The following is a 22,718-nucleotide window of genomic DNA, read 5'->3' on the forward strand; positions in this document are numbered from 1 at the left end:
GCATGGGCATCTCGACATCGCCGATCTGACGAACTTCCCGACGGGAAGGGCTTTTCGGCATGTCTTCGATACTGCGTATCCGCTGGGCGATCGCACCCAAAACCGCACCTCGACCTCACATCAACTGCAATCGCTGCGGCGCCTTCAAGGCGTACCACAGCAGCGGGAAATTCCGCGTCAATGCCAATGGCAAACGCATCGATGCGTGGCTGATCTACCGATGCATCGATTGCGACAATTCCTGGAATTTCGGCATTCTGGAGCGGTGCAACCGCCGCGACATCGAGCCTGTGCTGCTGCAGGCGCTCGAAAGCAACGACCCGGCCCTGGCGCGTCGCCATGCCTTCGATATTGTCGCACTGCGAAGCAGGATCGGGCGAGTCGAGGAGTTTCCCGAAGCCGCCGTTCATAAGGAGGTGCTCGGCGACAGGCCGGAAAACACCACCGCTCTCGAACTCCAGCTCGGGCTGGAGATGCCGACAGCGCTGCGGCTCGACCGGTTGCTCGCCGGTGAACTCGGCATCTCGCGATCGCGGCTTCAGGCTTGGGACGAGAAGCGATTGCTGGTCGTTGGTCCGGACGGGGCCAAAGCCTTGCGCAAGCCGGCACGCGCGGGAACGGCGATCCGCATCGATCTGGCCGGCGAAACCGACCGCGACGCCATCATCTCGGCCGCCGGCGGGTAAAGCAAAAGGGAGGGAGCAATGCTCCCTCCCTCGATAATTGTTTCCGGAGAAAAAAGCTTACGCCGCGCCGACCACTTTCGCCGACTTCTCAAAACGCTTGCGCTCGTTCGGGTCGAGGTAGAGCTTGCGCAGGCGGATGGTCTTCGGCGTCACCTCGACCAGCTCGTCGTCCTGGATCCAGGCCAGCGCGCGTTCCAGCGTCATGCGGATCGGCGGCGTCAGTTTCACCGCTTCGTCCTTGCCGGCGGCGCGGATGTTGGTCAGCTTCTTGCCCTTCAGCACGTTCACTTCGAGGTCGTTGTCGCGTGAATGGATGCCGATGATCATGCCCTGATAGACTTTGACGCCCGGATCGATGACCATCGGGCCGCGGTCTTCCAGGTTCCACATGGCATAGGCGACCGATTCACCCTGTTCATTGGAGATCAGCACGCCGTTGGTGCGGCCCGGCAGCTCGCCCTTGTAGGGCTCGTAGGCATGGAACAGCCGGTTCATGACAGCGGTGCCGCGCGTGTCGGTCAACAGCTCCGACTGGTAGCCGATCAGGCCGCGCGTCGGCGCGTGGAAGACGATGCGCTGGCGGTTGCCGCCTGACGGGCGCAGCTCGACCATCTCGGCCTTGCGCTCCGACATCTTCTGCACGACGACACCGGCGTGCTCCTCGTCGACGTCGATAACGACTTCCTCGACCGGCTCCAGCAATTCGCCATTGTCGCCTTTCTGCATGACGACGCGCGGACGCGACACGGCAATCTCAAAACCTTCGCGGCGCATCGTCTCGATCAGCACGGCAAGCTGCAATTCGCCTCGCCCGGAGACGAAGAACGAATCCTTATCAGGCGATTCCTCGATCTTCAGCGCGACATTGCCTTCGGCCTCGCGCAGCAGGCGGTCGCGGATGACGCGGCTGGTCACCTTGTCGCCTTCGGTGCCAGCCAACGGGCTGTCGTTGACGAGGAACGACATCGTCACGGTCGGCGGATCGATCGGCTGCGCATGCAGCGGCTCGGTCACCGACAGGTCGCAGAACGTGTCGGCGACGGTTCCTTTCGACAGGCCGGCAATGGCGACGATGTCGCCCGCCTGCGCCTCGTCGATCGGCTGGCGCTCGAGCCCGCGGAAAGCCAGGATCTTCGAGATGCGGCCGGTTTCGACCTGGGTGCCGTCATGGTGCAGCACCTTGACCGCCTGGTTGGATTTCAGCGTGCCGGATTCGATGCGGCCGGTGATGATGCGGCCGAGGAACGGATTGGCCTCCAGGATGGTGCCGATCATCCGGAACGGGCCGGGATGAACGGTCGGCGCCGGCACGTGCTTGATGACGAGGTCGAACAGCGGCGAGAGGCCCTGGTCCTTCGGCCCTTCGGGGTTTTCCGAGACCCAGCCGTCGCGGCCTGAACCGTAAAGGATCGGGAAGTCGAGTTGCTCGTCGGTCGCGTCGAGCGCTGCAAACAGGTCGAACACTTCGTTGACCACCTCGACATGGCGGGCGTCCGGCCGGTCGATCTTGTTGATGACGACGATCGGCTTCAACCCGACCTTGAGCGCCTTGCCGACGACGAATTTGGTCTGTGGCATCGGCCCTTCGGCGGCGTCGACCAGCACGATGGCCGAATCCACCATCGACAGGATGCGCTCCACCTCGCCGCCGAAATCGGCGTGGCCGGGGGTGTCGACGATGTTGATGCGGGTATCCTTCCAGTCGACCGACGTCGCCTTGGCCAGGATGGTGATGCCGCGTTCTTTTTCGAGATCGTTCGAATCCATGGCGCGTTCGGCGACGCGCTGGTTGTCGCGGAACGAGCCGGACTGCTTCAGGAGCTGGTCGACGAGGGTGGTTTTTCCATGGTCGACGTGCGCGATGATCGCGATATTACGAATTTTCATGTTGTGGTCTCGGGAGCGTTGCAGGCAGCAGGCCAAAAGGCGCTGCCTCTTTCGGTTGGGCGGCTCATACAGGGTTTTTCGCAATTGCGAAAGAGGAGGCGTGCCACCAAATACATGGTCACCAAATCTTAAGCGTCTTGGTGTGAAATGAAATTATTAACCAAAGCGGAACCTTTCAGGGTCGGGACAGTTCAAATTTCATGACCAATACGGGCATCAGATACCGGCCAATCCTTGCATGGGCAGCCCTCGCCGTTCTGCTTGCGGCAGGCGCGGCGCAGTCGGCCGCGACGCTGAAGGAGACGCCGCCTGCCCTGCCGTCCGATACGCGTTCGGCGGAGCAGTTGTTTGCCGATGCGCCCGATGGCGTCGACCCGGTAGTGACCGGGCCGGTTAGCGCCGCCTTCAAGCAGAGACAGGAAAATGCCGGCTGCGACAGCGCGGTCTGGCCTAAGATTCCAACCGTCTGCTATCCGGACTAGAGCCTGATCCATCCCGACAGAATCGGGATGGGGCTCTATCTTCTTGTTTGACCATGATCTTCTCCGAAAACCGATTCCCACTTTTTCGGGATCATGGTTTGGCTCACGCCGATCGCACCGGATCGAGCGCGACCTTGTAGAGTTCATTGTCGTCGCGGTCCATAAGCCGCACAGTCATCTGTTCAGTGGCGCCGTCGATATCGACGAGGCCGAAGAACTGCAGGCCGGCCGACGGTGGCAGGTTCTGCCCCTGCTCGGCAGTTGGCGCCTTGATGAATTTCAGCTCCGGGCCGAAGGTCATGTCGAAATCATTGGGTCCATACGTGCCGGCATGGAGCGGACCCGAGACGAACTCCCAGAACGGATTGAAGTCCTGGAACTGCGCCTTGTCTGGATTGTAGTAGTGGGCCGCCGTGTAGTGCACGTCGGCGGTCAGCCAGACGGTGTTGCTGATACCAGCGTTCTTTATGTAGCGAAGGAGGTCGGCAATTTCCAGCTCGCGGCCCTTGGCCGGGCCATTGTCGCCATTGCTGACGGCCTCGGCGCCGGCCTTCTTGGTGGCGTCGTTCCAGACGACGAGACCGAGCGGCATGTCGGCGGCGATGATTTTCCAGGTTGCGTTGGAGTTTGCCAGTTCGCGCTTCAGCCATTTGGTCTGCTGTTCGCCGAGAATGCGCGATTGCGGGGTCATCGTATCCTGCATGCCAAGGCCATTGGCGCCGCGATAGGAACGCATGTCGAGGAAGAACACGTCGAGCAGCGGCCCGTAGGCGATCTTGCGATAGACGCGGCCCGGTTCCGACGGCTCGTAGCGGATCGTCGTCATCTCGTGGAAGGCGCGTGCCGCGCGTGCCGCCAGCACATGGATGTTTTTTTCCGAGTAGCGGTCGTCGGCGCTCAGGTCCTTCGAATCCGACCAGTTGTTCACCACCTCGTGGTCGTCCCACTGGTAGAAGGTCGGGCAGATGGCGTTGAGCCCCAGCACATGTCCGTCCATCAAATTGTATTTCCACTGGCCCCGGTACTCGTCCAGCGTCTCGGCAACCTTGCGCTTTTCGTCGATGAGGACGGTGTTCTTCCACTTGCCGCCACCGGGAATGTCGACCTCGTCCTTCATCGCGCCGTCGGCGTAGATGGTGTCGCCGGAATGCAGGAAGAAGTCGGGCGTGTGCTTGCCGATCGTGGCATAGGTCTTCATGCCGGTGTCGTCGATGCCCCAACCCTGGCCGGCGGTATCGCCCGACCAGGCGAACCGGATGTCACGCTTCGAGGCCGGCGCCGTGCGGAAGCGGCCGACGATCGGCTCGGAGACGGCGTTGATGTCGGCGAGATCGGCCGCTGTCATGCGGTAGAATATATCCTGATCCGAGGCGAGGTCGGTGAGCAGCCGTTTTACCGTGTAATCGCTGGCCGGCGACGTATCGAGCGGCGCAAGGCGGACGGCGTTGGCGAAATTCTCCGTCGAGGAGACTTCAAACACGACGCGCGACGGGCGATCGGTGCGCGTCCAGACCATGCCACTGGTGGCGTCGACGTCGCCTGACTGGACACCATGGGTGAAGGCCGGCCGCTGATTGGCGCGGGAATAGTAGGGCAGCGCGAGGCCCGAGGCGCCGATGAGGCCAACGGCGCTCGCCGACGTGACGAAAGCGCGCCGCGTCATCGAAATTTTGTTCATGGCTGTCTCCTGGATGGCGTTGAACGTCGCCGCCAAGGTCCAGGGTCAATGTTTCAGGCACATCTCGAAACCATGAAGGTTTGATAACAATGGACAGGTGATCTCCCCCCTTGAGGGGGAGATGTCGCCGAAGGCGACAGAGGGGGTCGTCTCGCGTGAAGCGCCAACCTCCTGCGTCTGCGATAAGGGGCCGAGCCCGGTCGGACCGACCCCCTCTGGCCGCGTCGCGGCCATCTCCCCCTCAAGGGGGGAGATTAGCGCTCGGCCGTCGCAGCTCAAGCCGCCTGCGGTTCCGGGTTGAAGGCCGGACGGCTGGTGTTGATCAACAGCGAGATGCAGGCTGCGGCTATTGCCGTCATGCCGGCGATGAGGAAGGCGAGCTCGTAATTGCCCTGCAATTCGCGCATCGTGCCGCCGAAGAAGGCGGCGGTCGCCGCACCCACCTGATGGCCGGCGACGATCCAACCAAAGACGATCGGTCCACTACGATCACCGAACGCCTCGTTCGACAGCCTGAGCGTCGGCGGCACGGTGGCGATCCAGTCCAATCCATAGAGCACGGCGAAAATGATCAGGCTGGTCGACGAGAAGCCGGAATAAGGCAGATAGATCAGCGACAAGCCGCGAATGCCATAATAGACGCCGAGCAGCTTGCGCGGGTCGAAGCGGTCGGTGAGCCAGCCCGACAGCGTCGTGCCGATCAGGTCGAAGATGCCCATCAGCGACAGCAGGCCGGCAGCTTGCACTTGGCCGATGCCCATGTCGCCGCAAAACGCGATCAGGTGCGTGCCGACCAGGCCATTGGTGGTGAAACCGCAGATGAAGAAGGTCGCGAACAGATACCAGAACACGCGAGTGCCGGCGGCACGGCGCAGCGTGCTGAGCGTGTGCGTGAGAAAATTGCCCTGCGAGGCCGGTGGAACCGGCGGCACGTCGTCGGCGTCAGCACCGTAGCGCACCATGCCGATCGAAGCTGGACGCTCCGGCACCAGCAGCCAGACCAGCGGCACCAGGCAAGCGGTGGCCACCGCAATGGCGATGGCGACCGGCTTCCAGCCGCCCGACTGGGCGAGCGCGGCGAGCAGTGGCAGGAACACCAGCAGGCCGGTGGCGGCGGAGGCCGACATCAGTCCCATCACCAGGCCGCGATTGGTTTTGAACCAGCGGTTGACGATGGTGGCGCCAAGCACCGTGGCGACCGCGCCCGAACCGACGCCGGAGAATACGCCCCAGGTGAGAAGCAGGTGCCACGGCTCGGTCATCAACAGGCTGAGCGCCGTCGAGCCCGACATCACCACCAGCGATGCCAGCAGCGTGCGGCGCAGCCCGACCCGTTCCATCAGTGCCGCGGCAAACGGCCCGGTCAGGCCGTAGAGGAAGATGCCGATGGCCGCGGCGAGCGAGACGACATCGCGCCGCCAGCCGAAACTCTCCTCCAGCGGCAGCATCATGACGGCCGGCGCCGACCGCAGGCCCGCCGCGATCAGCAGGCAAAGGAAAATGACGGCAACCACGACGAAAGCGTAGCGCTGGCCAAACGGGCGGGATTGAGCTATCATGTTACTGACCGGTACGTTGCAGTTACACCGAGGTATACGTACCGATCGGTAACATTGTCAAGCAGGCCACGGCACGTCCTAGATGAAAAGCATTGAACCAACGATCAAAGCGGATGAAGTGACACCGCCCCGCGCCGGCGAGAAAATCCTTCGCGTTGCCCGCGACCTATTCTACCGGCAAGGCATCAGGGCGATCGGCGTCGACGAGATCGTGCGGCGTGCCGGCGTCACCAAGCCCAGCCTCTATCGCAGCTTTCCCTCCAAGGACGAATTGGCCGCGTCCTATCTCCGGCAATACGACCTCGAGTTCTGGGCCCGCTTCGACGAGGCAGTGGCTGCCCATCCCGGCGATCCGCGCGCGCAGATCGCCGCATTCCTGACCCGCATCGGCAAGCGCACGCAAAGACCAGACTATCGCGGCTGCGGCATGACCAATGCGGCGGTCGAGTATCCCGAGCACGGCCATCCGGCCCGCGTGGTGAGCGAGGCCAACAAGCAGGAACTGCGACGACGCCTGCGCGCCATGGCGGCGGCAATGGGTGCCGGCGACGCCGACACGCTGGGCGACGGGCTGCTGCTCCTGATCGAGGGCGCCTATATCAGCGGCCAGCTGTTCGGTGCCGGCGGACCGGCAAAATCGGTGGCCCGGAACGCCGACCTGCTGATCGAAGCGAGCTTGCAGAAATAGCGTTTGACGATACGCTACGGCAGCCCGAAACGGAGTTGCCTGCGATGCGAGCCCTTTTGATGATTTCGCTAGCCCTCGCCGGCCTCTGCCAGACCGCCCAGGCCGGCGACATTTCCAGTGCCTACACCGATCTCGACTCGAAGAAGGACTGCGTGACTTATGCGCAGGCCGAGGAAGGCGATGGCGACTGGGCCAGTCTCGTCTGTTCGGGCTATCGCGGCTACCCAGTGCTGATCTCTTACGACGACGCCCGGGAATCGCTGTTCTATGGTTTTCCGCCCAGCGACATGACCACGGTCTGGGAAAGTTTTGTCGGGCTTAATTCGGCTGGACCAAAGCTCGAGTGGCGCATCGAGACGAACGGCGACCTCGCCATTCCCTTCGCGGTCATCCACCGTCGCTCGATCAGCGATCCCGAGGGGGAGAACAAACCGACCGAGGTGCTGGTCGTCGCCAAGGTCTCCCAGCCGGAGAAGTACGAGGGCTGCACCGTCGGACTGGTGCTGGCCACCGGCAATCCCGCAGCCAACGATGAGGCGCGCAAGCTCGCCGACGAGAAGGCACGGACCTTTGCCTGCGGCAAGGACAAGCGCGCGATGATCGGCGACGTGCCCGCTTTTGGCCGCGTCGACAATTAGTGGGGGTGAGGAAGAGCGTAGCAATGGCCGCCCTTCGGCGATCCTTCACGCCCCCTCTGTCCTGCCGGACATCTCCCCCACAAGGAGGGAGATCGGCTACCATCTTGGCTTTCGCCAATTCCAACGCTGAAAGAGAGACGGGGCGGCGAAGCTGCCAATCTCCCCCCAAGTAGGGGAGATGCCCGGTAGGGCAGAGGGGGCGCTGTCCCGCCGACGTCTCGCAATTTTGAAAGCGCTGGGCCTACTTGCTTGCCTTGGCCCGCTCGATCGCCTCGACGATCATCTTCTTGGCGTAGGCGGCATCGTGCCAGCCCTCGATCTTGACCCATTTGCCGGGTTCGAGATCCTTGTAGTGCTCGAAGAAATGCTGCACCTGCTGGCGGGTGATGTCGGGTAGGTGCGTGTATTCGGTGACGTTCTCGTAGCGCAGCGTCAGCTTGGGCGAAGGCACCGCGATGATCTTTTCGTCCAGACCGGAATTGTCCTCCATCACCAGCACGCCGATCGGCCGCACATTGATGACGCAGCCTGGCACCAGCGCGCGCGTGTTGCAGACCAGCACGTCGATCGGGTCGCCGTCACCCGACAGCGTGTGCGGCACGAAGCCGTAATTGCCGGGATAGCGCATCGAGGTATGCAGGAAGCGGTCGACGAACAGCGTGCCGGCCTCCTTGTCCATCTCATACTTGATCGGCTCGCCGCCGATCGGCACCTCGATGATGACGTTGACGTCCTCCGGCGGGTTCTTTCCGATGGCGATGGCTTCGATACGCATGGCTTTTGTCCCTCTTTCGATTGGAAACCGATAGCGGGCGGGGGCGCATGGTGCAATGCGGCGAATGGTACTGAAAACAGCTGAGGGTGTTAGCGAGAGGAGTGTCGAACCGTCATTCCCAGATGAAGGCGACCTTCTTCAGCGCCTTCTGCTCGAAGACCTCGACGCCCTCGGCGACGTCGCGGCCGCCGGCGCCGGCATAGAAGGTGAGCGCGTTCTGATTGTCCTCCAGCGCCCACACCACCATGCCTTTCAGCCCGTGGTCAGCCAGTCGCGCCCGTGCGGCTGAGAATAGCCGGCTGCCGAGCCCGATGCCCTGATATTCCGGGCGCACGTAAAGTTCGTAGATCTCGCCCTGCTGCTTGAGCTCGCGGGCGCGGTTCTTGCCGATCGTGGCATAGCCGGCGATCTTGCCGCCGATCTCGACGACCAGAACGGTGGCCGCACGACGGATGGCGTTCGCCCACCACTCGGCGCCGCGGCGGTTGATCATCGATGTCAGCGTGCGATGCGGGATGATGCCGGCATAGGCGCCGCGCCAGGCCAGCAGGTGCACGTCGGCGATGGCGCTTGCGTCGCGCGGCTCGGCTTTCCTGATATCGATGCTCAGCGTATTCATGATTGGTTAACCATAAACCCGCATCGCCCGATTGCAAGAGTCCGGTAAGCGGCTCCCCCCGCTTTCGCACAGGCCATCGGAAGACCCGCGAGCCTGTCTGAAAATGCGCTCTGCCGAGGCGGATGGCGTGGTTTTCGAGAACCGAAGCGCAGCGGACATTTGGGTCCGTGAGCATCGGAAGCGCAGAAAACTGCGTCAGGCGTCCGGCAGAGTAGCGTTTACAGGCAGGCTCTCAGATTTCGACCAGATGATCGTCGAGCTCGTTGCTGTCGCCGTAAGAAACCGGGAAATGCTCGGCCAGCACCGCGCCCGTCGCTTCGATTGCCTTGATGAAGCCGTCGGCGAGACGATCGTCGCCGGCATGCGCGGTAAGGTCGCGGACGACGCTGTCCCAGACGTCTTGGCCGACACGGCTGTCGATGCCGCTGTCGGCGACCACCTCGGCGTAGCGCTCGGCAATGGAGACGAAGACCAGCACGCCGGTGCGCGCCGTGGTGCGATGGACGTTGCGGGCGAGGAACTGCTTTATCGCATTGGCGTGCGCGGCCTGGTAGCGCAGCCGCCTCGGCACCAGATGGATGCGCAAGCCGGGCAGCGCCCACAACAGGCCAAGCACCGAGGCCAGCGCCAGAAGCTGTGCGATGACGAAATGCGGCAAGCGGATCGACAGCCACCACGCTTCCAGCCCGTAACTGACGGCGAGGCTGACGACGAGCATGGCCAGCGTCGCCATGAACGCGGCCGGAAAGAAATAGCTGTCGCTGGCATAGGCCACGACGCAGTAGATTTCGCCGTCGGTCTTTGTCTCGGCGGCGCGGATCGCTTTGGCGATGCGGTCATGATCCTCGGGGCTGATCGGTCTTGTTGCCATGTTGTGTCTCACCAGCTTCCTGAAGAACCGCCACCGCCGGACGAGCCGCCGCCGCCCGAAAAGCCGCCGCCACCCGACGACCAGCCACTACCGGAACTTCCCGATGACCAGCCGCCGCCGGACGAAGTACTCGTTGTCCAGACGCCGCCGCCCGTGCGCGCATAGCCTGACCTTTGGCCATAGCGAAACGTCATGCCCAGCCATTTATACACGCCCGGCGACAACTTGGTGCCGAAGATCGGCGGCAGGACCGCCATCGCCAGGCCGCCTAAGAACAGCGTCGCCCACACGATGATGAACAGCGCCACGATGGGATCGACGGAACTGTTGTCGGCCGGATTGCGGATCCCGCGAGATTCCAGCTCTTCGGGATTGCCTTCCAGCACCATGACCATGTCGTCGACGGCCTTACTGATGCCGCCGGAGAAGTCGCCGGCGCGGAAGGCCGGCACCATGTCGTTTTCGATGATCAGCTTGGTGTGCAGGTCGGTCAGCGTGCCTTCCAGCCCGTAGCCGACCTCGATGCGCATCTTGCGGTCGTTCGGCGCCACCAGCAAAAGCACGCCATTGTCCTCGCCGGCCTGGCCGAGCTTCCAGGCGCGAAACAGCCGGTTGGCGTAGGGCTCGATCTCCTCGCCGTCGAGGCTATCGATCGTCGCGACGACGATCTGGTCCGAGCTCTTGGCCTCGAAATCCGCGAGCTTCCGGGTCAGCGCCGCCTTCGTCGCGGCATCGATGATCCCGGCATTGTCGACGACCCGCCCGGTCAGGGCAGGCAATTCGGCGGCAAGCGCGGTAAAGCCGGCAAGCAGCAGCACCGCCATGGCCACCAGGGCAGCGCCGATCGTCGCGGCGAAGCGGCCGGAAGCTGGTGGACGGATGGCGCGTCTTGTCATGTCGTCACCAGCTTCCCGATGAGCCGCCGCCGCCGGACGAGCCACCGCCGCCGGAAAAGCCGCCACCGCCTGAACCCGACGACCATCCCCCGCCGGAACTTCCCGACCAGCCGCTGGAAGACCGCCGGCTCGGCTCGAAGGTCATGCCCAGCCAGCGATAGCGGCCAGGACCGATCTTCTGGCCGAAGATCGGCGGCAGGATGGAGGCGGCGATGCTGCCGAAGAAGATGATCGCCCAGATGCTTATGAAGATCGCAAAGAACAGATCGTCGGTGTTGAATGGCGCCTGCTGGTTGCGGGTCCCGCGCGCTTCCAGCTCTTCCGGATTGCCTTCCAGCACCATGACCATGTCGTCGACGGCCTTGGCTATGCCGCCGGAGAAGTCGCCAGCGCGGAAGGCTGGCACCATGTCGTTTTCGATGATCAGCTTGGTGTGCAGGTCGGTCAGCGTGCCTTCCAGCCCGTAGCCGACCTCGATGCGCATCTTGCGGTCGTTCTGGGCGACCAGCAAAAGCACGCCATTGTCCTCACCGGCCTGGCCGAGCTTCCAGGCGCGAAACAGCCGGTTGGCGTAGGGTTCGATCTCCTCGCCGTCGAGGCTATCGATCGTCGCGACGACGATCTGGTCAGAGCCCTTTGCCTCGAAATCTGCGAGCTTCCGGGTCAGCGCCGCCTTGGTCGCGGCATCGATGATCCCGGCATTGTCGACGACCCGCCCGGTCAGTGCAGGCAGTTCGGCGGCGAGCGCGGTGAGGGGGAGGAAGAGGCTAAGGCAAAGCAGAACTAGAGTGACGCCTAGAAGCGAGAGGTTGCCACTCCGTCGCGCCCCCCTCTGTCCTGCCGGACATCTCCCCCTCAAGGGGGGAGATTGGATGTCATTCCTGCCTTCGCCAATCTCCAACGTTGCAAGATTGGCGGCGGGGTCGAAGCTGCAAATCTCCCCCCTTGAGGGGGAGATGTCCGGCAGGACAGAGGGGGGTGCTACGGAGTGCAAGGCCAATAGGGACCACGCTCACCAGCTGTTCGTCACCCGCCCTGCGTCGTGCCGAAATCGACCTTCGGCGTCTGCATCTTGTCTTCCTCAATGGTGAAGTTGGCGAACGGCTGATTGCCGCGGAACCACAGGGTTGCCCAAATCACCGACGGGAAGGTCTTCAGCGTCAGATTGTACTCCTGCACCGCCTGGATATAGTCGCGGCGGGCGACCGCGATGCGGTTTTCGGTGCCTTCGAGCTGCGCCTGCAGCGCCAGAAAATTCTGGTTGGCCTTGAGGTCGGGATAATTCTCCACCACTGCCAGCAACCGCGACAGCGCGCTGGTCAGGCCGGCCTGGCTGTCCTGAAAATTCTTGACGGCCTCCGGATTGCTCAGCGTTTCCGGCGTCACCGTCACTTGCGTCGCCTTGGCGCGCGCCTCGACCACCGCATCGAGCGTATCCTTCTCGTGCGCGGCATAGCCCTTGACCGTCTCGACCAGATTGGGAATGAGATCGGCGCGACGCTGGTACTGGTTCAGCACCTGGCTCCATGCGGCCTTGGCGTTTTCCTCCGCCGTCGGGATGGTGTTGTAGCCACAGCCGGCAAGCAGCGGCAGCACGATCGCCATCATCAGCAAGGCTGGCAGGTTGCGGAAGACGAAAGGGGAGGAAAGACGCTGGGCAAGCATGGTAAGATCCCTCAATAAGACTGACAGGCGAAGCATTACCACAATCCGCGCGCAAGAACATGACCTCCGCCCGGAAGCGTTACTGGTTCTTTATCATTCGCTGCAAGGCCCTGTGATTGGCCGGGCGAACGGGTTAAAGTCGCCGCGAAAACAGGACATCGCCATGGCGGGACGCCAGGACAGCGACGACGAATCGCGCCGCATCATCGAGCGCGTGGCACGTGAGACCGACCCGGGCGGCACCTCGTTCATTGCGCGGACCGCGAAGGGCGCGCGCGATCACGTCGCAGCAGTGGATGCCGACCAGTCGGACCCGATCGAATATTGGGGCACGCGCATTGGCCGGGCGCTAGGGCTCATTATCGCCATTGGCCTGTTGATCTGGCTCGTGCTTTTCATCATCCAAAGTTAGGAATCCCGTGAGCACCGAAGAACACGACGCGCCGCGCGCGGTCATCGTCATTTCCAGCCATGTCGCGCGCGGCTCGGTCGGCAACCGCGCCGCGGTCTTTGCGCTGGAGACGCTGGGCTTTCCGGTGTGGGCGGTGCCGACCGTCATCCTGCCTTGGCATCCGGGCCATGGACGGGCGACGCGCATCGTGCCGCCACTCGATCAATTCAAGGCGCTGATGGCCGATCTCGAGCGCGCGCCGTGGCTTGGCGAGGTCGGCGCGGTGCTGTCCGGCTATCTCGGCGAAGGCGGCCAAGCCGATGCCGTCGCCTCGCTGGTCGGCGCGGTCAAGGCGAAGACGCCGGATGCCATCTATATCTGCGATCCGGTGATGGGCGATTCGGGCGGGCTCTATGTGCCGGAGGCGACCGCCATCGCCATGCGCGACCGGCTGATGCCGATCGCCGACATCGCCACGCCCAACCGCTACGAGCTGGAATGGATGGCGGGAGCGCCGCTGCCCGACCTGAAAGCGGTGATGGCGGCCGCCCTTCATGCCGGGCCACCGGCCATGCTGGTCACTTCGGCGCCGGCGATGATGGCCGGCGGCACCGGCAATCTGCTGCTCAACGGCAACCAGGCGCTGCTGGCCGAGCATCGCCTCATCGACAAGCCGCCCAATGGGCTCGGCGACCTGACGGCGGCCGTCTACCTGGCGCGCATCCTGTCCGGCCAGCCAGCGGTCAAGGCACTGCAGTCGACCACGGCGGCGGTCTACGAGATCCTGGCGCGCACCGCCAAGCGCGGCGGCGACGAATTGCAGCTCGAAACCGACGCTCAGAGCCTGTCGCACCCGATGGCGATGGTGCAGCTTCGCCATCTCCTGCATCCGGGGCGGGACAAAAGAGCGTGACTTCGGACGGCAGCCGCGTCCTTGTCGGTGTCGACGGCTGCAAGGCCGGCTGGATCGCCGTTCGCCGCGATCCCGGTTCGACACCTCGTAACCCGGGTGCTGCGCCCTCGGTAGCCGTTTTCCCCAGCTTCGCAGCACTGCTCGACGCATTGCCGGTCGATGCGACGGTCGCCGTCGACATGCCGATCGGCCTGCCGGAACTTTCGCAAAAGGGCGGTCGCGGGCCGGAGGCGCTGGTGCGGCCGCTGCTTGGTAACAGGCAGTCCAGCGTCTTCGCCATTCCTTCGCGTGCCGCGCTTTACGCGCATACGGATGGCTTCACCACGATCGAGGCCTGGTATGCCGCGCATCGCCAGGCGAGCGAAGTGGCGAAGGCGACCTCCGATCCGCCGCGCGGCGTCTCGATCCAGGCCTTCGGCATCTTTACCAAGATCCGCGAGATCGATGCCGTGCTGATCGCGCGTCCCGAACTGCGCAGCCGCGTCTTCGAATCGCATCCGGAAGTCGCCTTCTGCCGGTTGAATGGCGATCAGGCGATGTGTTTGCCGAAGAAGATCAAGGGCGCCATCAACCCGGCCGGCATGGCGGAACGCAAGGCGCTGCTTTGCCGGCACGGTTATCTCAGGGACTTTCTCGACCGGACGCCGCCGCGAGGCGCTGCTGCCGACGACTTTCTCGACGCCGCAGTGATGATGCTGATCGCCGGCCGCATCGCCGGCGGCGAGGCAAGGCCGTTTCCGGATCCGCCGCTCGCCGACCGTTTTGGCATCCCTGTGGCGATCTGGGCATGAATTTCCTCGCCTCATCTATCGGCAAGGCAATCGCATTGGGCGAAGGCCCCTCGTCCGGCCCTTTCGGGCCACCTTCTCCCCGCCGGGGAGAAGAGGCTGGCACCGGCGCTTGCGACCTCTTCTCCCCTGGGGGAGAAGGTGGCCGTAGCGAAGCGGAGGCCGGATGAGGGGGCCTTCCAGCATGGCAACCACGTCCTCTGCGATTCGGCATTGCTCGCGACCGGCTTTTGCCGCTAGAGCCTTCCTGACTTAAAAAGAGCTGCCGCCTAACCCGGAAAGGCTCCAGACGCCGCCCATGCCTCATCTCCCTGATCATCTGCTCACCGGCTATCGCAATTTCATGAGCGGCCGCTATCTCGCCGAAAGCGGGCGCTATCGCTCGCTCGCTCGCGAGGGCCAGTCCCCCGAAACGATGATCGTCGCTTGCTGCGACTCCCGCGCGGCTCCCGAGGCGATCTTCGACGCTGGCCCCGGCGAGCTCTTCGTGCTGCGCAATGTCGGCAATCTGGTGCCGCCCTATGCGCCCGACGACCAGTTCCACTCGACCTCGGCGGCGCTCGAGTTTGCCGTGCAGAGCCTCAAGGTGAAGAACATCGTGGTGATGGGCCATGGCCGCTGCGGCGGCATCCGCGCGGCACTCGACAGCACGGCCGCGCCCTTGTCGCCCGGCGACTTCATCGGCAAATGGATGAGCCTGATTGCGCCGGCGGCCGAGACCGTGTCCTCCAGCACCTTCATGACGGCGACGGAGCGCCAGACCGCGCTGGAGCGCATTTCGATCCGCTATTCGATCGCCAATCTCAGGACCTTTCCCTGCGTCTCGATCCTGGAAGGCAAGGGACGGCTGTCGCTGCACGGCGCCTGGTTCGACATCTCGACCGGCGAGCTCTGGGTGATGAACAAGGAGACCGGTGACTTCGAGAGGCCGGAGATGACATAGGAGGATTGCATGGTATGCCGTTCGATCGCTTTGGCCGCAGCGGCGCTGCTGTTTTCAATCGTATCCGCCCGCGCCGACGACGGCGCGCTCATCGGCCGCTGGTATGCGGCGCTGCTGGTCGCCGATCGCACGGAATTGTCGGACCTGCTTGCCGATGACGTCCGGATTAAACTCGACGACCTCGGCGTCGTCCAGACCAAGCAGGAGTTCATCGCCTCGATCGACGAATGGAAAGGCGCTGTCGCCGGAGCCGAGATCCGGCATCGGATCGAGAAGACCGAAGGCGGCGTCACCACGGTGATCGCCTGCTATGATTTTCCCAAAAACGACATGCTGATGCAGGAAACCTTCGCCATCACCGACAACCAAATCACCGCCAGTTCGCAGGCGGCGATCGCGGAAAACTGCGACGGCTACTGAGAGGGTAGCAGCTGCGATATTGCGTGCGGCAAGCCAGCGCCTTACATCGGTGATGATCCCGCCCTGCCTCTACAGCCACTCAGCGAAAGCTCTCCCACTCAGCGAAAGCCCCCTCTCTCAGCGAAAGACTGTCCATGCCGTCCACAAAAGCCGTCGACCTCGCCGCCCATCCGCTGACCACCTGGCAAGGGCCGCTCGGCCTGCCCGATTTCACCCGCATCGGCGACGGCGATTTTTCCGGGGTTTTCGATGCGGCATTGAAGGCGCATGAGACCGAGATCGAGGCAATATCAGGCAATGCCGAGACACCGACCGTCGAGAATACACTCGCCGCACTGGAGCTTGGCGGCGAGGCGCTCGACCATGTTTCGTCGATCTTCTGGTGCCGGGCCGGCGCTCACACCAACGAGGCGATCCAGGCGCTGGAGCGCGAGATCTCGCCAAAGATGTCGCGGCATTTCTCGGCGATCTCCATGAATGAGAGGCTGTTCGCCCGTATCGACGATCTCTACCAGCGCCGGGAAACCCTGAAGCTCGATGCCGAAACGCTGCGGGTGTTGGAAAAGACCTGGAAAGGCTTTGTCCGCTCCGGCGCCAAACTCGACGCCGAGGGCAAGAAGCGGCTGGCGTCGATCAACGAGGAACTGTCGTCGCTCGGCACGACGTTCGGCCAAAACCTGCTTGCCGACGAGCGCGACTGGGCGCTGTTCCTCGACGAGGCCGACCTTGCCGGCCTGCCCGAATTCCTGAAAAGCGCGATGGCGGAGGCCGCCGAGATGCGCGGCCAGAAGGGCCGCTATGCCGTCACCTTGTCGCGCTCGATCTACGAGCCGTTCTCGACCTTCTCCGAGCGCCGCGACTTGCGCGAGATCGCCTTCCGCGCCTTTACCATGCGCGGCCAGAATGGCGGCGCCACCGACAACACAACGGTAGTGCGCGATATGCTGCGCCTGCGCGCCGAAAAGGCGAAGCTGCTCGGCTACGCCTCCTTCGCCGCGCTGAAGCTCGACGACACCATGGCAAAGACGCCGGAGGCCGTGCACACGCTGCTCGACCCGGTCTGGGAAAAAGCCTTGGAAAAGGCCGCAAGCGACCAGACCGAGTTGCAGCGGCTGGCGGCCGAGGCCGGCAGCAACGAAAAATTCGCTGCCTGGGACTGGCGCTTCTATCAGGAGAAGCTGCGCGCCGAGAAGTTCGCCTTCGACGAGGCCGAGCTGAAGCCCTATCTGCAGCTCGACCGCGTCATCGATGCCTGTTTCGACGTAGCGACACGATTGTTCGGCATCACCTTCGAGGAGAAGAAAGGCATCGCCACCTGGCATCCGGACGCGCGTGTTTTCGTCGTCAGGAATGCAGATGGCAGCGAGCGCGGTCTGTTCCTGGCCGATTATTTCGCGCGGCCCTCGAAACGCTCGGGCGCCTGGATGAGCGCGCTGAAATCCGGCTACAAGCTTGGCCATGGCTCCAAGCCCGTCATCTACAACATCATGAATTTCGCCAAGCCGCCGGAAGGCGAGGCCGCGCTGTTGTCGGTCGACGAGGCAAAGACCCTGTTCCACGAATTCGGTCATGCCCTGCATGGCATGCTGACGGACGTCACCTGGCCGTCGGTCGCGGGCACCTCGGTCAGCCGCGATTTCGTCGAGCTGCCCTCGCAGCTCTACGAGCACTGGCTGACCGTGCCGGCGGTGCTGGAAAAGCATGCGCTGCATGTGAAGACCGGCAAGCCGATGCCGAAGGCGCTGGTCGACAAGATGCTGGCGGCGCGCACGTTTGGCGCCGGCTTCGCAACGGTCGAATTCACCGCGTCGGCGCTGGTCGACATGGCCTACCATGCGCGGCCGGATGCGCCGGACCAGCCGCTTCGTTTCGAAACCGAAACGCTCGAGAAGCTCGATATGCCCGACACCATCGCCATGCGCCATCGCACCCCGCAATTCGGGCACATATTTTCCGGTGACGGCTATTCGGCCGGCTACTATTCCTACATGTGGTCGGAGGTGCTCGACGCCGACGCCTTCGCCGCCTTCGAGGAAACAGGCGACCCGTTCAATCCGGCGCTGGCCGAGCGGCTCAGAAAGAACGTCTATGCCGCCGGCGGCTCGAAGGACGCGGAAGAACTCTACACCGCCTTCCGCGGCAAGATGCCGTCGCCCGAAGCGATGATGGTCAAGCGCGGGCTGGTCTGAACAACGAAGCTGCCAATCTCACCCCTTGTGGGCAGGGCTATGGCAGGTGGAAAGCCACGGCTTTCGCTCTACGATGCACCCCCACCCCTAACCCCTTCCCACAAGGGGGAAGGAGACTTCCGCTAGCGCTGACCTCGACAAATTGCCTGCCTTTCGGCACCAAAGTGGAGGCGCGCGGCAGCGTTCCCTCCCCCTTGTGGGGAGGGTTAGGGTGGGGGTCCATCTTCGCAAGAATCCAAATGCGACTGCCTGCCCCTCGGAGGGGAGATGTCCGGCGGGACGGGGCGCGCGAAGGAATGAGATGCCTCAAGCGCTGCTGAGCGCCTCGATGGCTTTCGCCAGCGTAGCCGGATCGCCAAGGATGCGCAGCGTCTTCAGCCGGGCCGTGCCGCCGGCGACGACCGAAACGGCCGATCGCGGCACTCCCAGCGCCTTGGCGACCAGCCGTTCGAGCGTTTGATTGGCGGCGCCGTTTTCCGGCACGGCGCGGACGCGAGCCTTCAGATGGCTTCGCCCGTCTGCCGAAATCTCGATGCCTTCGAGCTTGTCCATCGCCGCTTTCGGCGTCAGCCGGACGAATAGGTCGACGCCGTCGTTACGTGGGCGAAACGGCCCAGTCATCGAATGGCCGTCAGACGACCAGCGGCGCCACCGTGGTGAGCAGGAACTGCCGGAGGAAGAACAGGATCAGAAGCAGGATGATCGGCGAAATGTCGATCCCGCCGAGGTCGGGCAAGAAGCGGCGGATCGGCCGCAGCGCCGGCTCGGTCAGCCGGAAGAGCATGTTGCTGACGCTATCGACGAACTGGTTGCGCGAGTTGACGACGTTGAAGGCGTAGAGCCACGAGAAAATCGCCGAAGCGATGATGATCCACCAATAAATGTCAAGCGCCAGGACAATGGTCTGAATGAGGGCTATCATGCCGGTCTCCGATTGTTGCCGACATGTAGCCATTACGGGCGAAAGCGGCAAGAGCCGCTGTCCGCGGCAGGCCACGTCGATGGCTCGCCGCGCGGCTTTTTTGGGCAAAACGCCGTCTTGACAGGAAACCGCCACGCCCGATAAATGCGCCCATCCGCTGGACGGGGCTGTAGCTCAGCTGGGAGAGCGCGTCGTTCGCAATGACGAGGTCAGGAGTTCGATCCTCCTCAGCTCCACCAGCGGGATATCCCAAATATCTGATTTCGCTGCCAGCGAACGGTTTTTCCGTTGGCTGGGGCTGTGGTTCGCTCAGCCGGTCATCCCTTGTCCGGCACGGCGGCAGTTGCATACGGGCGGATGACGAAGGTTCACCGCCGCGCCGACGGCCTATGACGCCCAGGATCGTGCCATACCCGGTTCTGTCTGGATCACAAACAAGATCGGCGACCTGCTGGCGAGGCTGATTGATCCCGCTGCGTCAGGAACTTGGCAGGAAGTTGGTCCGGCTCTACGGCTCGGATGCGAAACATCGGCGACGCTGACGCGTTTAGCGGCAGGAGGGCGGAGGCATCAGGCAAAGCGAAAGAGGCTGAAAATGCCAGAAGCGAATGGCCGTTACGCACTGGGCTTCACCACACTCGAACAGGAGGTCGATCAACTGCCGTTGCAGGTGGAAGGCGAATTGCCGGCATGGCTGACCGGCAGTCTGATCCGGACCGGGCCTGCGAAATTCGAGGTGGGTCGGCAAGCCTATACGCATTGGTTCGACGGGCTCGCCATGCTCCACGCCTTCGACTTCAGCGATGGCGCGGTCCGCTATTCCAACCGCTTCATCCGCTCGCAATCCTATTGCGAGGCGATGGAGAAGGGCCGCATCGCACGCGGCGAATTCATGACTGATCCGTGCCGCACGATCTTTGGCCGCGTCATGGCGATCTTCAATCCGAAGCTGACCGACAATGCGAATGTCAATGTGTCGGTGTTGGCCGGCGAGATCGTGGCGCTGACCGAGACGCCGATGCCGATCCGCTTCGATCCGCACACGCTCAAAACGCACGGACGGCTCCAATTCAGTCGAGCGATCAGCGGGCAGATCTCGACTGCGCACCCGCACAGCGACGGCGAGCGCGGCTACTCGTACGTCATCGAGATGGGGCGCCGCAGCACGTATCGCCTGTTCGTCGACGAAAGCGGCATGCAGCGTGTCCTGGCCGAATTGCCCGTCGATCGGCCGAGCTACATGCATTCCTTCGGCATGTCGGAACGCTATTTGGTGCTGACGGAGTTTCCGCTTCGGGTGAACCCGCTCAAGCTCGTCTTCTCAGGCAGACCCTTCATCACAAACTATCGCTGGCAACCGAAGTTCGGCACCGTATTCACAGTGATCGATAAGTCGACCGGCGCTTTCGCCGCCCGTGCCAGGGCGTCGTCGTGCTTCTGCTTTCACCACGTCAATGCCTTCGAGGCGGACGGCGCGCTGCTGGTGGACCTCCTCGCCTATCCCGATGCGAGAATCATCGACGAGCTGCGCCTCGACCGGCTGCGCTCCGGAGCGCAGGTCAACCCGACCTCGACCTTGACGCGGTACCGCATTCCGCTCGACGGTAATCCTTCTGCGACTATCGAGATCGAGCCGGAACCGCTCTGCGACACGCGCATCGAGTTGCCGCGCATCGACTATTCCCGCCGCGCAGGCAGACCGTATCGCTGCGTATGGGGAACAGGGCAAAGTGAACCGGACAGTTTCCTCGACACCATAGCCAAGGTCGAGCTTTCAGCCACCGCGCCGGCGACCGTGACGACCTGGGCCGAACCGGGCTGCTATGCTGGCGAGCCTGTTTTTGTGGCGCGGCCAGCGGGCGGAGAGGAAGACGATGGCGTCCTCCTGTCCGTCGTGCTCGATGTCGGCGCCGGCAGGTCGTTCCTGCTTGTGCTAGACGCCGCGACGCTTGCCGAACTCGCCCGGGCCTCAGTCCCGCATCACATTCCCTTTGGCTTTCATGGCATCTATTTTGCGCCCCCGGATCGATTTGCGCGCTGACCGATGCCAAGTGCCGGCCACTGCACAGAACTCCTTCACCGGTGAAATCGCTGCTGCATGGGGCCCCATCGACGATATCGGGCATGGGCCGCGCGCGGCCCGTCGCTTCATCACAATGAAGGGCGACATTCGCAGGCGTCTACGGGATCATCCTGTCCGGGGGGTAAAATAAGGAACACCGCGGATGGCAGCAGTAGGTCTTTACAGATGCCCGAGGAATCCACCTTGGGCCTGTGTGCTGGAAGGGGCGAAAGGCAGCTACATCGCAGAGAACCTTTACCGCGAAGGTGGCTATCAGCCGGACGTCGACATGTGTCCGTCCCGCTAGGTAGGCGGCCATCTTGAGGAGTCTCCCATCGTGAAGATTTCGTCCACATTTCGTTCAGTCGCGGTTGCCGTCATCGCCGCCGCGGGAGTCAGCATTGCCAGCGCCGCGCAACTCAAGGAGGGTGTGCAGACGCCGCCCGGCGAGCATGAAATGGCTTTACGCCGCGAATTGGCCGCAGCACGCGCGGAGCTAGACGTCATGCAGCGCGAGGCACGTGACGCAAGCGCCCATGCACACGCACTGGCGGCTAAGCAAGCACAAATCCTAAAAGAGCAGCAGCAAATAGACGAAGCGCTGGAGACGGCGCAGCGCGTTATCGAAGACTTTAGGGCCGAAGCCATTCTCTGGGACCGCGAGAAGGCCGCCGGAGCGCACCCCTCTATGGAAGCCTCTCAGGTTGCTGCGAAGCAAGCGCTTGATGAGGAGAGGCACAAGGTTGAACTCCTGGAACAAGAACTCACCACGGCTCGCCAAACTATCGACGCTCTTAAGACAGGCGCAAACCTGGCCGCGGTCGAGAAGACCAACGCCATAAAAGACCGATCGGTGGTCGAGACCGCTCTAAAGCAAGCTGGAGAAGCACTCGAACTGGAACGCGAACGAGCAGATTCAGCTGCGCGCGACCTCGATATTGTTCGCAAGGAACGCGACGCTTCAAAGCAGATCTCGGCAGAGTTGAGTGCGGTGCTGGAGAAAGAGCGTGAAAGGGCTATCGGTCTAGGCCGCAGCCTCAGTGCCGCGCGTGAGGCGATCGACATCGTCAAGGATAAGAGTCGCACTGCGGCTTTGGAGCGCGCGCCGAAATCACGTACCCCACTTGCAAGTACGCTATCGCGTTCGGGCGCCCAACCAGCCCGTAAACCGGGCTTGCCGAAAAAACGGAAAGTGAAGGCAAAAAAGTCACCACATCCTGTTCTGCCGGCAACCATCGCTCTTCCCGCCGCATTGCTCCCGACCCGACCACTGTGAAGCTCGACCTATGCCAGTGAAGACTAGTGAGCGAAATGTATGCCGCAGGGGAGTATCACAATGAAAAAGTACGTCGCAGCCGTGTTGACGATCGGGATCGCAATCGGGCCTGCCTCGGCTCTTGACGCAGGTTTAGGCGGTAAGGCCGGCGGCCTCGGGGTCGGTGCCGGAGTGAGCGCCAGCTCGCAAGGCGCATCTGTGGGGGTGGGCACGAGCGTCGACGGTGTGGGTGGAGCAAACGTTGGAGTTTCGGTCGGCGCAGGATCACTCGACGCAGGCGTTAGCCCTTCGACGGGTGTCGGCGTGGGCGACGATCCGTCCGCCGAAAACGGAACGAGTACCGCTCCCGGTAGTCCGGCCGCAGTCACGG

General features: G+C 63.2%; 23 protein-coding genes and 1 tRNA gene. 13 read left to right on the forward strand and 11 right to left on the reverse strand.

The genetic code is table 11. The features are described from left to right. Positions 1-59 precede the first annotated feature (59 nt). Positions 60-686, forward strand: coding sequence for a DUF1062 domain-containing protein (locus RPG13_RS04345; protein WP_292222636.1), 627 nt, complete (start codon positions 60-62; stop codon positions 684-686). Positions 687-743: 57 nt separating this feature from the next. Here the strand turns inward: RPG13_RS04345 and typA are convergent, their stop codons facing one another. Continuing rightward, positions 744-2,573 (reverse strand): translational GTPase TypA, encoded by a 1,830-nt coding sequence (typA, locus tag RPG13_RS04350; protein WP_127206483.1) that lies wholly within the window; start codon positions 2,571-2,573, stop codon positions 744-746. Positions 2,574-2,773: 200 nt separating this feature from the next. Here typA and RPG13_RS04355 point away from each other — a divergent pair, with 200 nt between their 5' ends. Beyond that, a complete protein-coding gene (locus RPG13_RS04355) occupies positions 2,774-3,055 on the forward strand; it encodes a hypothetical protein (protein ID WP_095487629.1) in 282 nt (93 codons plus the stop codon). A 103-nt stretch (positions 3,056-3,158) separates the two neighbouring features. Here the strand turns inward: RPG13_RS04355 and RPG13_RS04360 are convergent, their stop codons facing one another. Together RPG13_RS04360 and RPG13_RS04365 are read right to left on the reverse strand one after the other, a co-directional pair. Next, on the reverse strand, positions 3,159-4,733 hold the full coding sequence (locus tag RPG13_RS04360) for an alkaline phosphatase D family protein (RefSeq protein WP_127206484.1): 1,575 nt from the start codon (positions 4,731-4,733) through the stop codon (positions 3,159-3,161). A 275-nt stretch (positions 4,734-5,008) separates the two neighbouring features. Further along, entirely contained in the window at positions 5,009-6,292 is a 1,284-nt protein-coding gene (locus RPG13_RS04365; RefSeq protein ID WP_126104455.1) for an MFS transporter, read from the reverse strand. Positions 6,293-6,374: 82 nt separating this feature from the next. Here RPG13_RS04365 and RPG13_RS04370 point away from each other — a divergent pair, with 82 nt between their 5' ends. Both RPG13_RS04370 and RPG13_RS04375 read left to right on the forward strand, forming a co-directional pair. After that, positions 6,375-6,980, forward strand: coding sequence for a TetR/AcrR family transcriptional regulator (locus RPG13_RS04370; protein ID WP_126104454.1), 606 nt, complete (start codon positions 6,375-6,377; stop codon positions 6,978-6,980). A gap of 44 nt (positions 6,981-7,024) precedes the next feature. Beyond that, entirely contained in the window at positions 7,025-7,618 is a 594-nt protein-coding gene (locus RPG13_RS04375) for a hypothetical protein (RefSeq protein ID WP_337124482.1), read from the forward strand. Between the two features lie 241 nt (positions 7,619-7,859). On the opposite strand, the gene ppa is transcribed toward RPG13_RS04375, so the two are convergent. The 6 genes from ppa to RPG13_RS04405 all read right to left on the reverse strand — a co-directional run bounded on the left by ppa (position 7,860) and on the right by RPG13_RS04405 (position 12,444). Continuing rightward, positions 7,860-8,393: an inorganic diphosphatase gene (gene ppa, locus RPG13_RS04380; protein WP_126104453.1), complete on the reverse strand. Its 534-nt coding sequence runs from the start codon at positions 8,391-8,393 to the stop codon at positions 7,860-7,862. Between the two features lie 112 nt (positions 8,394-8,505). Beyond that, positions 8,506-9,012, reverse strand: coding sequence for a GNAT family N-acetyltransferase (locus RPG13_RS04385; protein ID WP_126104452.1), 507 nt, complete (start codon positions 9,010-9,012; stop codon positions 8,506-8,508). A 232-nt stretch (positions 9,013-9,244) separates the two neighbouring features. Beyond that, positions 9,245-9,883 (reverse strand): TPM domain-containing protein, encoded by a 639-nt coding sequence (locus RPG13_RS04390; protein ID WP_126104451.1) that lies wholly within the window; start codon positions 9,881-9,883, stop codon positions 9,245-9,247. Positions 9,884-9,891: 8 nt separating this feature from the next. Beyond that, positions 9,892-10,779, reverse strand: coding sequence for a TPM domain-containing protein (locus RPG13_RS04395; protein WP_337124483.1), 888 nt, complete (start codon positions 10,777-10,779; stop codon positions 9,892-9,894). 4 nt (positions 10,780-10,783) lie between these two features. After that, on the reverse strand, positions 10,784-11,638 hold the full coding sequence (locus tag RPG13_RS04400) for a TPM domain-containing protein (protein WP_128284745.1): 855 nt from the start codon (positions 11,636-11,638) through the stop codon (positions 10,784-10,786). A gap of 167 nt (positions 11,639-11,805) precedes the next feature. Beyond that, entirely contained in the window at positions 11,806-12,444 is a 639-nt protein-coding gene (locus RPG13_RS04405; RefSeq protein WP_095485036.1) for a LemA family protein, read from the reverse strand. A gap of 163 nt (positions 12,445-12,607) precedes the next feature. On the opposite strand from RPG13_RS04405, the gene RPG13_RS04410 reads away from it, so the two are divergent. From RPG13_RS04410 to RPG13_RS04435, 6 genes are all read left to right on the forward strand, one after another. Beyond that, the gene (locus tag RPG13_RS04410; RefSeq protein WP_337124484.1) at positions 12,608-12,856 is read left to right on the forward strand and encodes a hypothetical protein; all 249 of its coding nucleotides are present in this window, start codon (positions 12,608-12,610) and stop codon (positions 12,854-12,856) included. Positions 12,857-12,863: 7 nt separating this feature from the next. Next, positions 12,864-13,748: a pyridoxal kinase PdxY gene (pdxY, locus tag RPG13_RS04415; protein ID WP_095485034.1), complete on the forward strand. Its 885-nt coding sequence runs from the start codon at positions 12,864-12,866 to the stop codon at positions 13,746-13,748. Then, positions 13,745-14,539, forward strand: a complete 795-nt coding sequence (locus RPG13_RS04420) for a DUF429 domain-containing protein (RefSeq protein ID WP_095485033.1) — start codon at positions 13,745-13,747, stop codon at positions 14,537-14,539. Before pdxY ends, RPG13_RS04420 begins: the two co-directional genes overlap by 4 nt. 295 nt (positions 14,540-14,834) lie before the next feature. Next, positions 14,835-15,479 (forward strand): carbonic anhydrase, encoded by a 645-nt coding sequence (locus RPG13_RS04425; protein ID WP_095485032.1) that lies wholly within the window; start codon positions 14,835-14,837, stop codon positions 15,477-15,479. Positions 15,480-15,488: 9 nt separating this feature from the next. Continuing rightward, on the forward strand, positions 15,489-15,899 hold the full coding sequence (locus RPG13_RS04430) for a hypothetical protein (protein WP_095485031.1): 411 nt from the start codon (positions 15,489-15,491) through the stop codon (positions 15,897-15,899). A gap of 134 nt (positions 15,900-16,033) precedes the next feature. Further along, positions 16,034-18,088: a M3 family metallopeptidase gene (locus RPG13_RS04435; RefSeq protein WP_292622676.1), complete on the forward strand. Its 2,055-nt coding sequence runs from the start codon at positions 16,034-16,036 to the stop codon at positions 18,086-18,088. A gap of 306 nt (positions 18,089-18,394) precedes the next feature. On the opposite strand, the gene RPG13_RS04440 is transcribed toward RPG13_RS04435, so the two are convergent. Further along, on the reverse strand, positions 18,395-18,709 hold the full coding sequence (locus RPG13_RS04440) for a DUF167 family protein (protein ID WP_095485028.1): 315 nt from the start codon (positions 18,707-18,709) through the stop codon (positions 18,395-18,397). Positions 18,710-18,719: 10 nt separating this feature from the next. Next, complete coding sequence (locus RPG13_RS04445) at positions 18,720-19,010, reverse strand: YggT family protein (RefSeq protein ID WP_023800489.1); 291 nt, start codon at positions 19,008-19,010, stop codon at positions 18,720-18,722. Between the two features lie 163 nt (positions 19,011-19,173). Here RPG13_RS04445 and RPG13_RS04450 point away from each other — a divergent pair. The 3 genes from RPG13_RS04450 to RPG13_RS04460 all read left to right on the forward strand — a co-directional run bounded on the left by RPG13_RS04450 (position 19,174) and on the right by RPG13_RS04460 (position 22,348). Then, positions 19,174-19,249, forward strand: a tRNA-Ala gene (locus RPG13_RS04450). A 356-nt stretch (positions 19,250-19,605) separates the two neighbouring features. Continuing rightward, complete coding sequence (locus tag RPG13_RS04455) at positions 19,606-21,051, forward strand: carotenoid oxygenase family protein (protein WP_337124485.1); 1,446 nt, start codon at positions 19,606-19,608, stop codon at positions 21,049-21,051. A 358-nt stretch (positions 21,052-21,409) separates the two neighbouring features. Then, on the forward strand, positions 21,410-22,348 hold the full coding sequence (locus tag RPG13_RS04460; protein ID WP_337124486.1) for a hypothetical protein: 939 nt from the start codon (positions 21,410-21,412) through the stop codon (positions 22,346-22,348). Positions 22,349-22,718: the final 370 nt, after the last annotated feature.

It is taken from the genome of Mesorhizobium sp. ISC15 (assembly GCF_037162615.1).
In the GTDB taxonomy this organism is placed as follows: Bacteria; Pseudomonadota; Alphaproteobacteria; order Rhizobiales; family Rhizobiaceae; genus Mesorhizobium; species Mesorhizobium mediterraneum.

Excerpts from the sequence above, each read along its gene's own strand:
- RPG13_RS04345 (WP_292222636.1), top strand. The coding sequence starts at position 60 with ATGTCTTCGATACTGCGTATCCGCTGGGCGATCGCACCCAAAACCGCA.
- typA (WP_127206483.1), bottom strand. The coding sequence starts at position 2,573 with ATGAAAATTCGTAATATCGCGATCATCGCGCACGTCGACCATGGAAAA.
- RPG13_RS04355 (WP_095487629.1), top strand. The coding sequence starts at position 2,774 with ATGACCAATACGGGCATCAGATACCGGCCAATCCTTGCATGGGCAGCC.
- RPG13_RS04360 (WP_127206484.1), bottom strand. The coding sequence starts at position 4,733 with ATGAACAAAATTTCGATGACGCGGCGCGCTTTCGTCACGTCGGCGAGC.
- RPG13_RS04365 (WP_126104455.1), bottom strand. The coding sequence starts at position 6,292 with ATGATAGCTCAATCCCGCCCGTTTGGCCAGCGCTACGCTTTCGTCGTG.
- RPG13_RS04370 (WP_126104454.1), top strand. The coding sequence starts at position 6,375 with ATGAAAAGCATTGAACCAACGATCAAAGCGGATGAAGTGACACCGCCC.
- RPG13_RS04375 (WP_337124482.1), top strand. The coding sequence starts at position 7,025 with ATGCGAGCCCTTTTGATGATTTCGCTAGCCCTCGCCGGCCTCTGCCAG.
- ppa (WP_126104453.1), bottom strand. The coding sequence starts at position 8,393 with ATGCGTATCGAAGCCATCGCCATCGGAAAGAACCCGCCGGAGGACGTC.
- RPG13_RS04385 (WP_126104452.1), bottom strand. The coding sequence starts at position 9,012 with ATGAATACGCTGAGCATCGATATCAGGAAAGCCGAGCCGCGCGACGCA.
- RPG13_RS04390 (WP_126104451.1), bottom strand. The coding sequence starts at position 9,883 with ATGGCAACAAGACCGATCAGCCCCGAGGATCATGACCGCATCGCCAAA.
- RPG13_RS04395 (WP_337124483.1), bottom strand. The coding sequence starts at position 10,779 with ATGACAAGACGCGCCATCCGTCCACCAGCTTCCGGCCGCTTCGCCGCG.
- RPG13_RS04405 (WP_095485036.1), bottom strand. The coding sequence starts at position 12,444 with ATGCTTGCCCAGCGTCTTTCCTCCCCTTTCGTCTTCCGCAACCTGCCA.
- RPG13_RS04410 (WP_337124484.1), top strand. The coding sequence starts at position 12,608 with ATGGCGGGACGCCAGGACAGCGACGACGAATCGCGCCGCATCATCGAG.
- RPG13_RS04425 (WP_095485032.1), top strand. The coding sequence starts at position 14,835 with ATGCCTCATCTCCCTGATCATCTGCTCACCGGCTATCGCAATTTCATG.
- RPG13_RS04430 (WP_095485031.1), top strand. The coding sequence starts at position 15,489 with ATGGTATGCCGTTCGATCGCTTTGGCCGCAGCGGCGCTGCTGTTTTCA.
- RPG13_RS04435 (WP_292622676.1), top strand. The coding sequence starts at position 16,034 with ATGCCGTCCACAAAAGCCGTCGACCTCGCCGCCCATCCGCTGACCACC.
- RPG13_RS04440 (WP_095485028.1), bottom strand. The coding sequence starts at position 18,709 with ATGACTGGGCCGTTTCGCCCACGTAACGACGGCGTCGACCTATTCGTC.
- RPG13_RS04445 (WP_023800489.1), bottom strand. The coding sequence starts at position 19,010 with ATGATAGCCCTCATTCAGACCATTGTCCTGGCGCTTGACATTTATTGG.
- RPG13_RS04455 (WP_337124485.1), top strand. The coding sequence starts at position 19,606 with ATGCCAGAAGCGAATGGCCGTTACGCACTGGGCTTCACCACACTCGAA.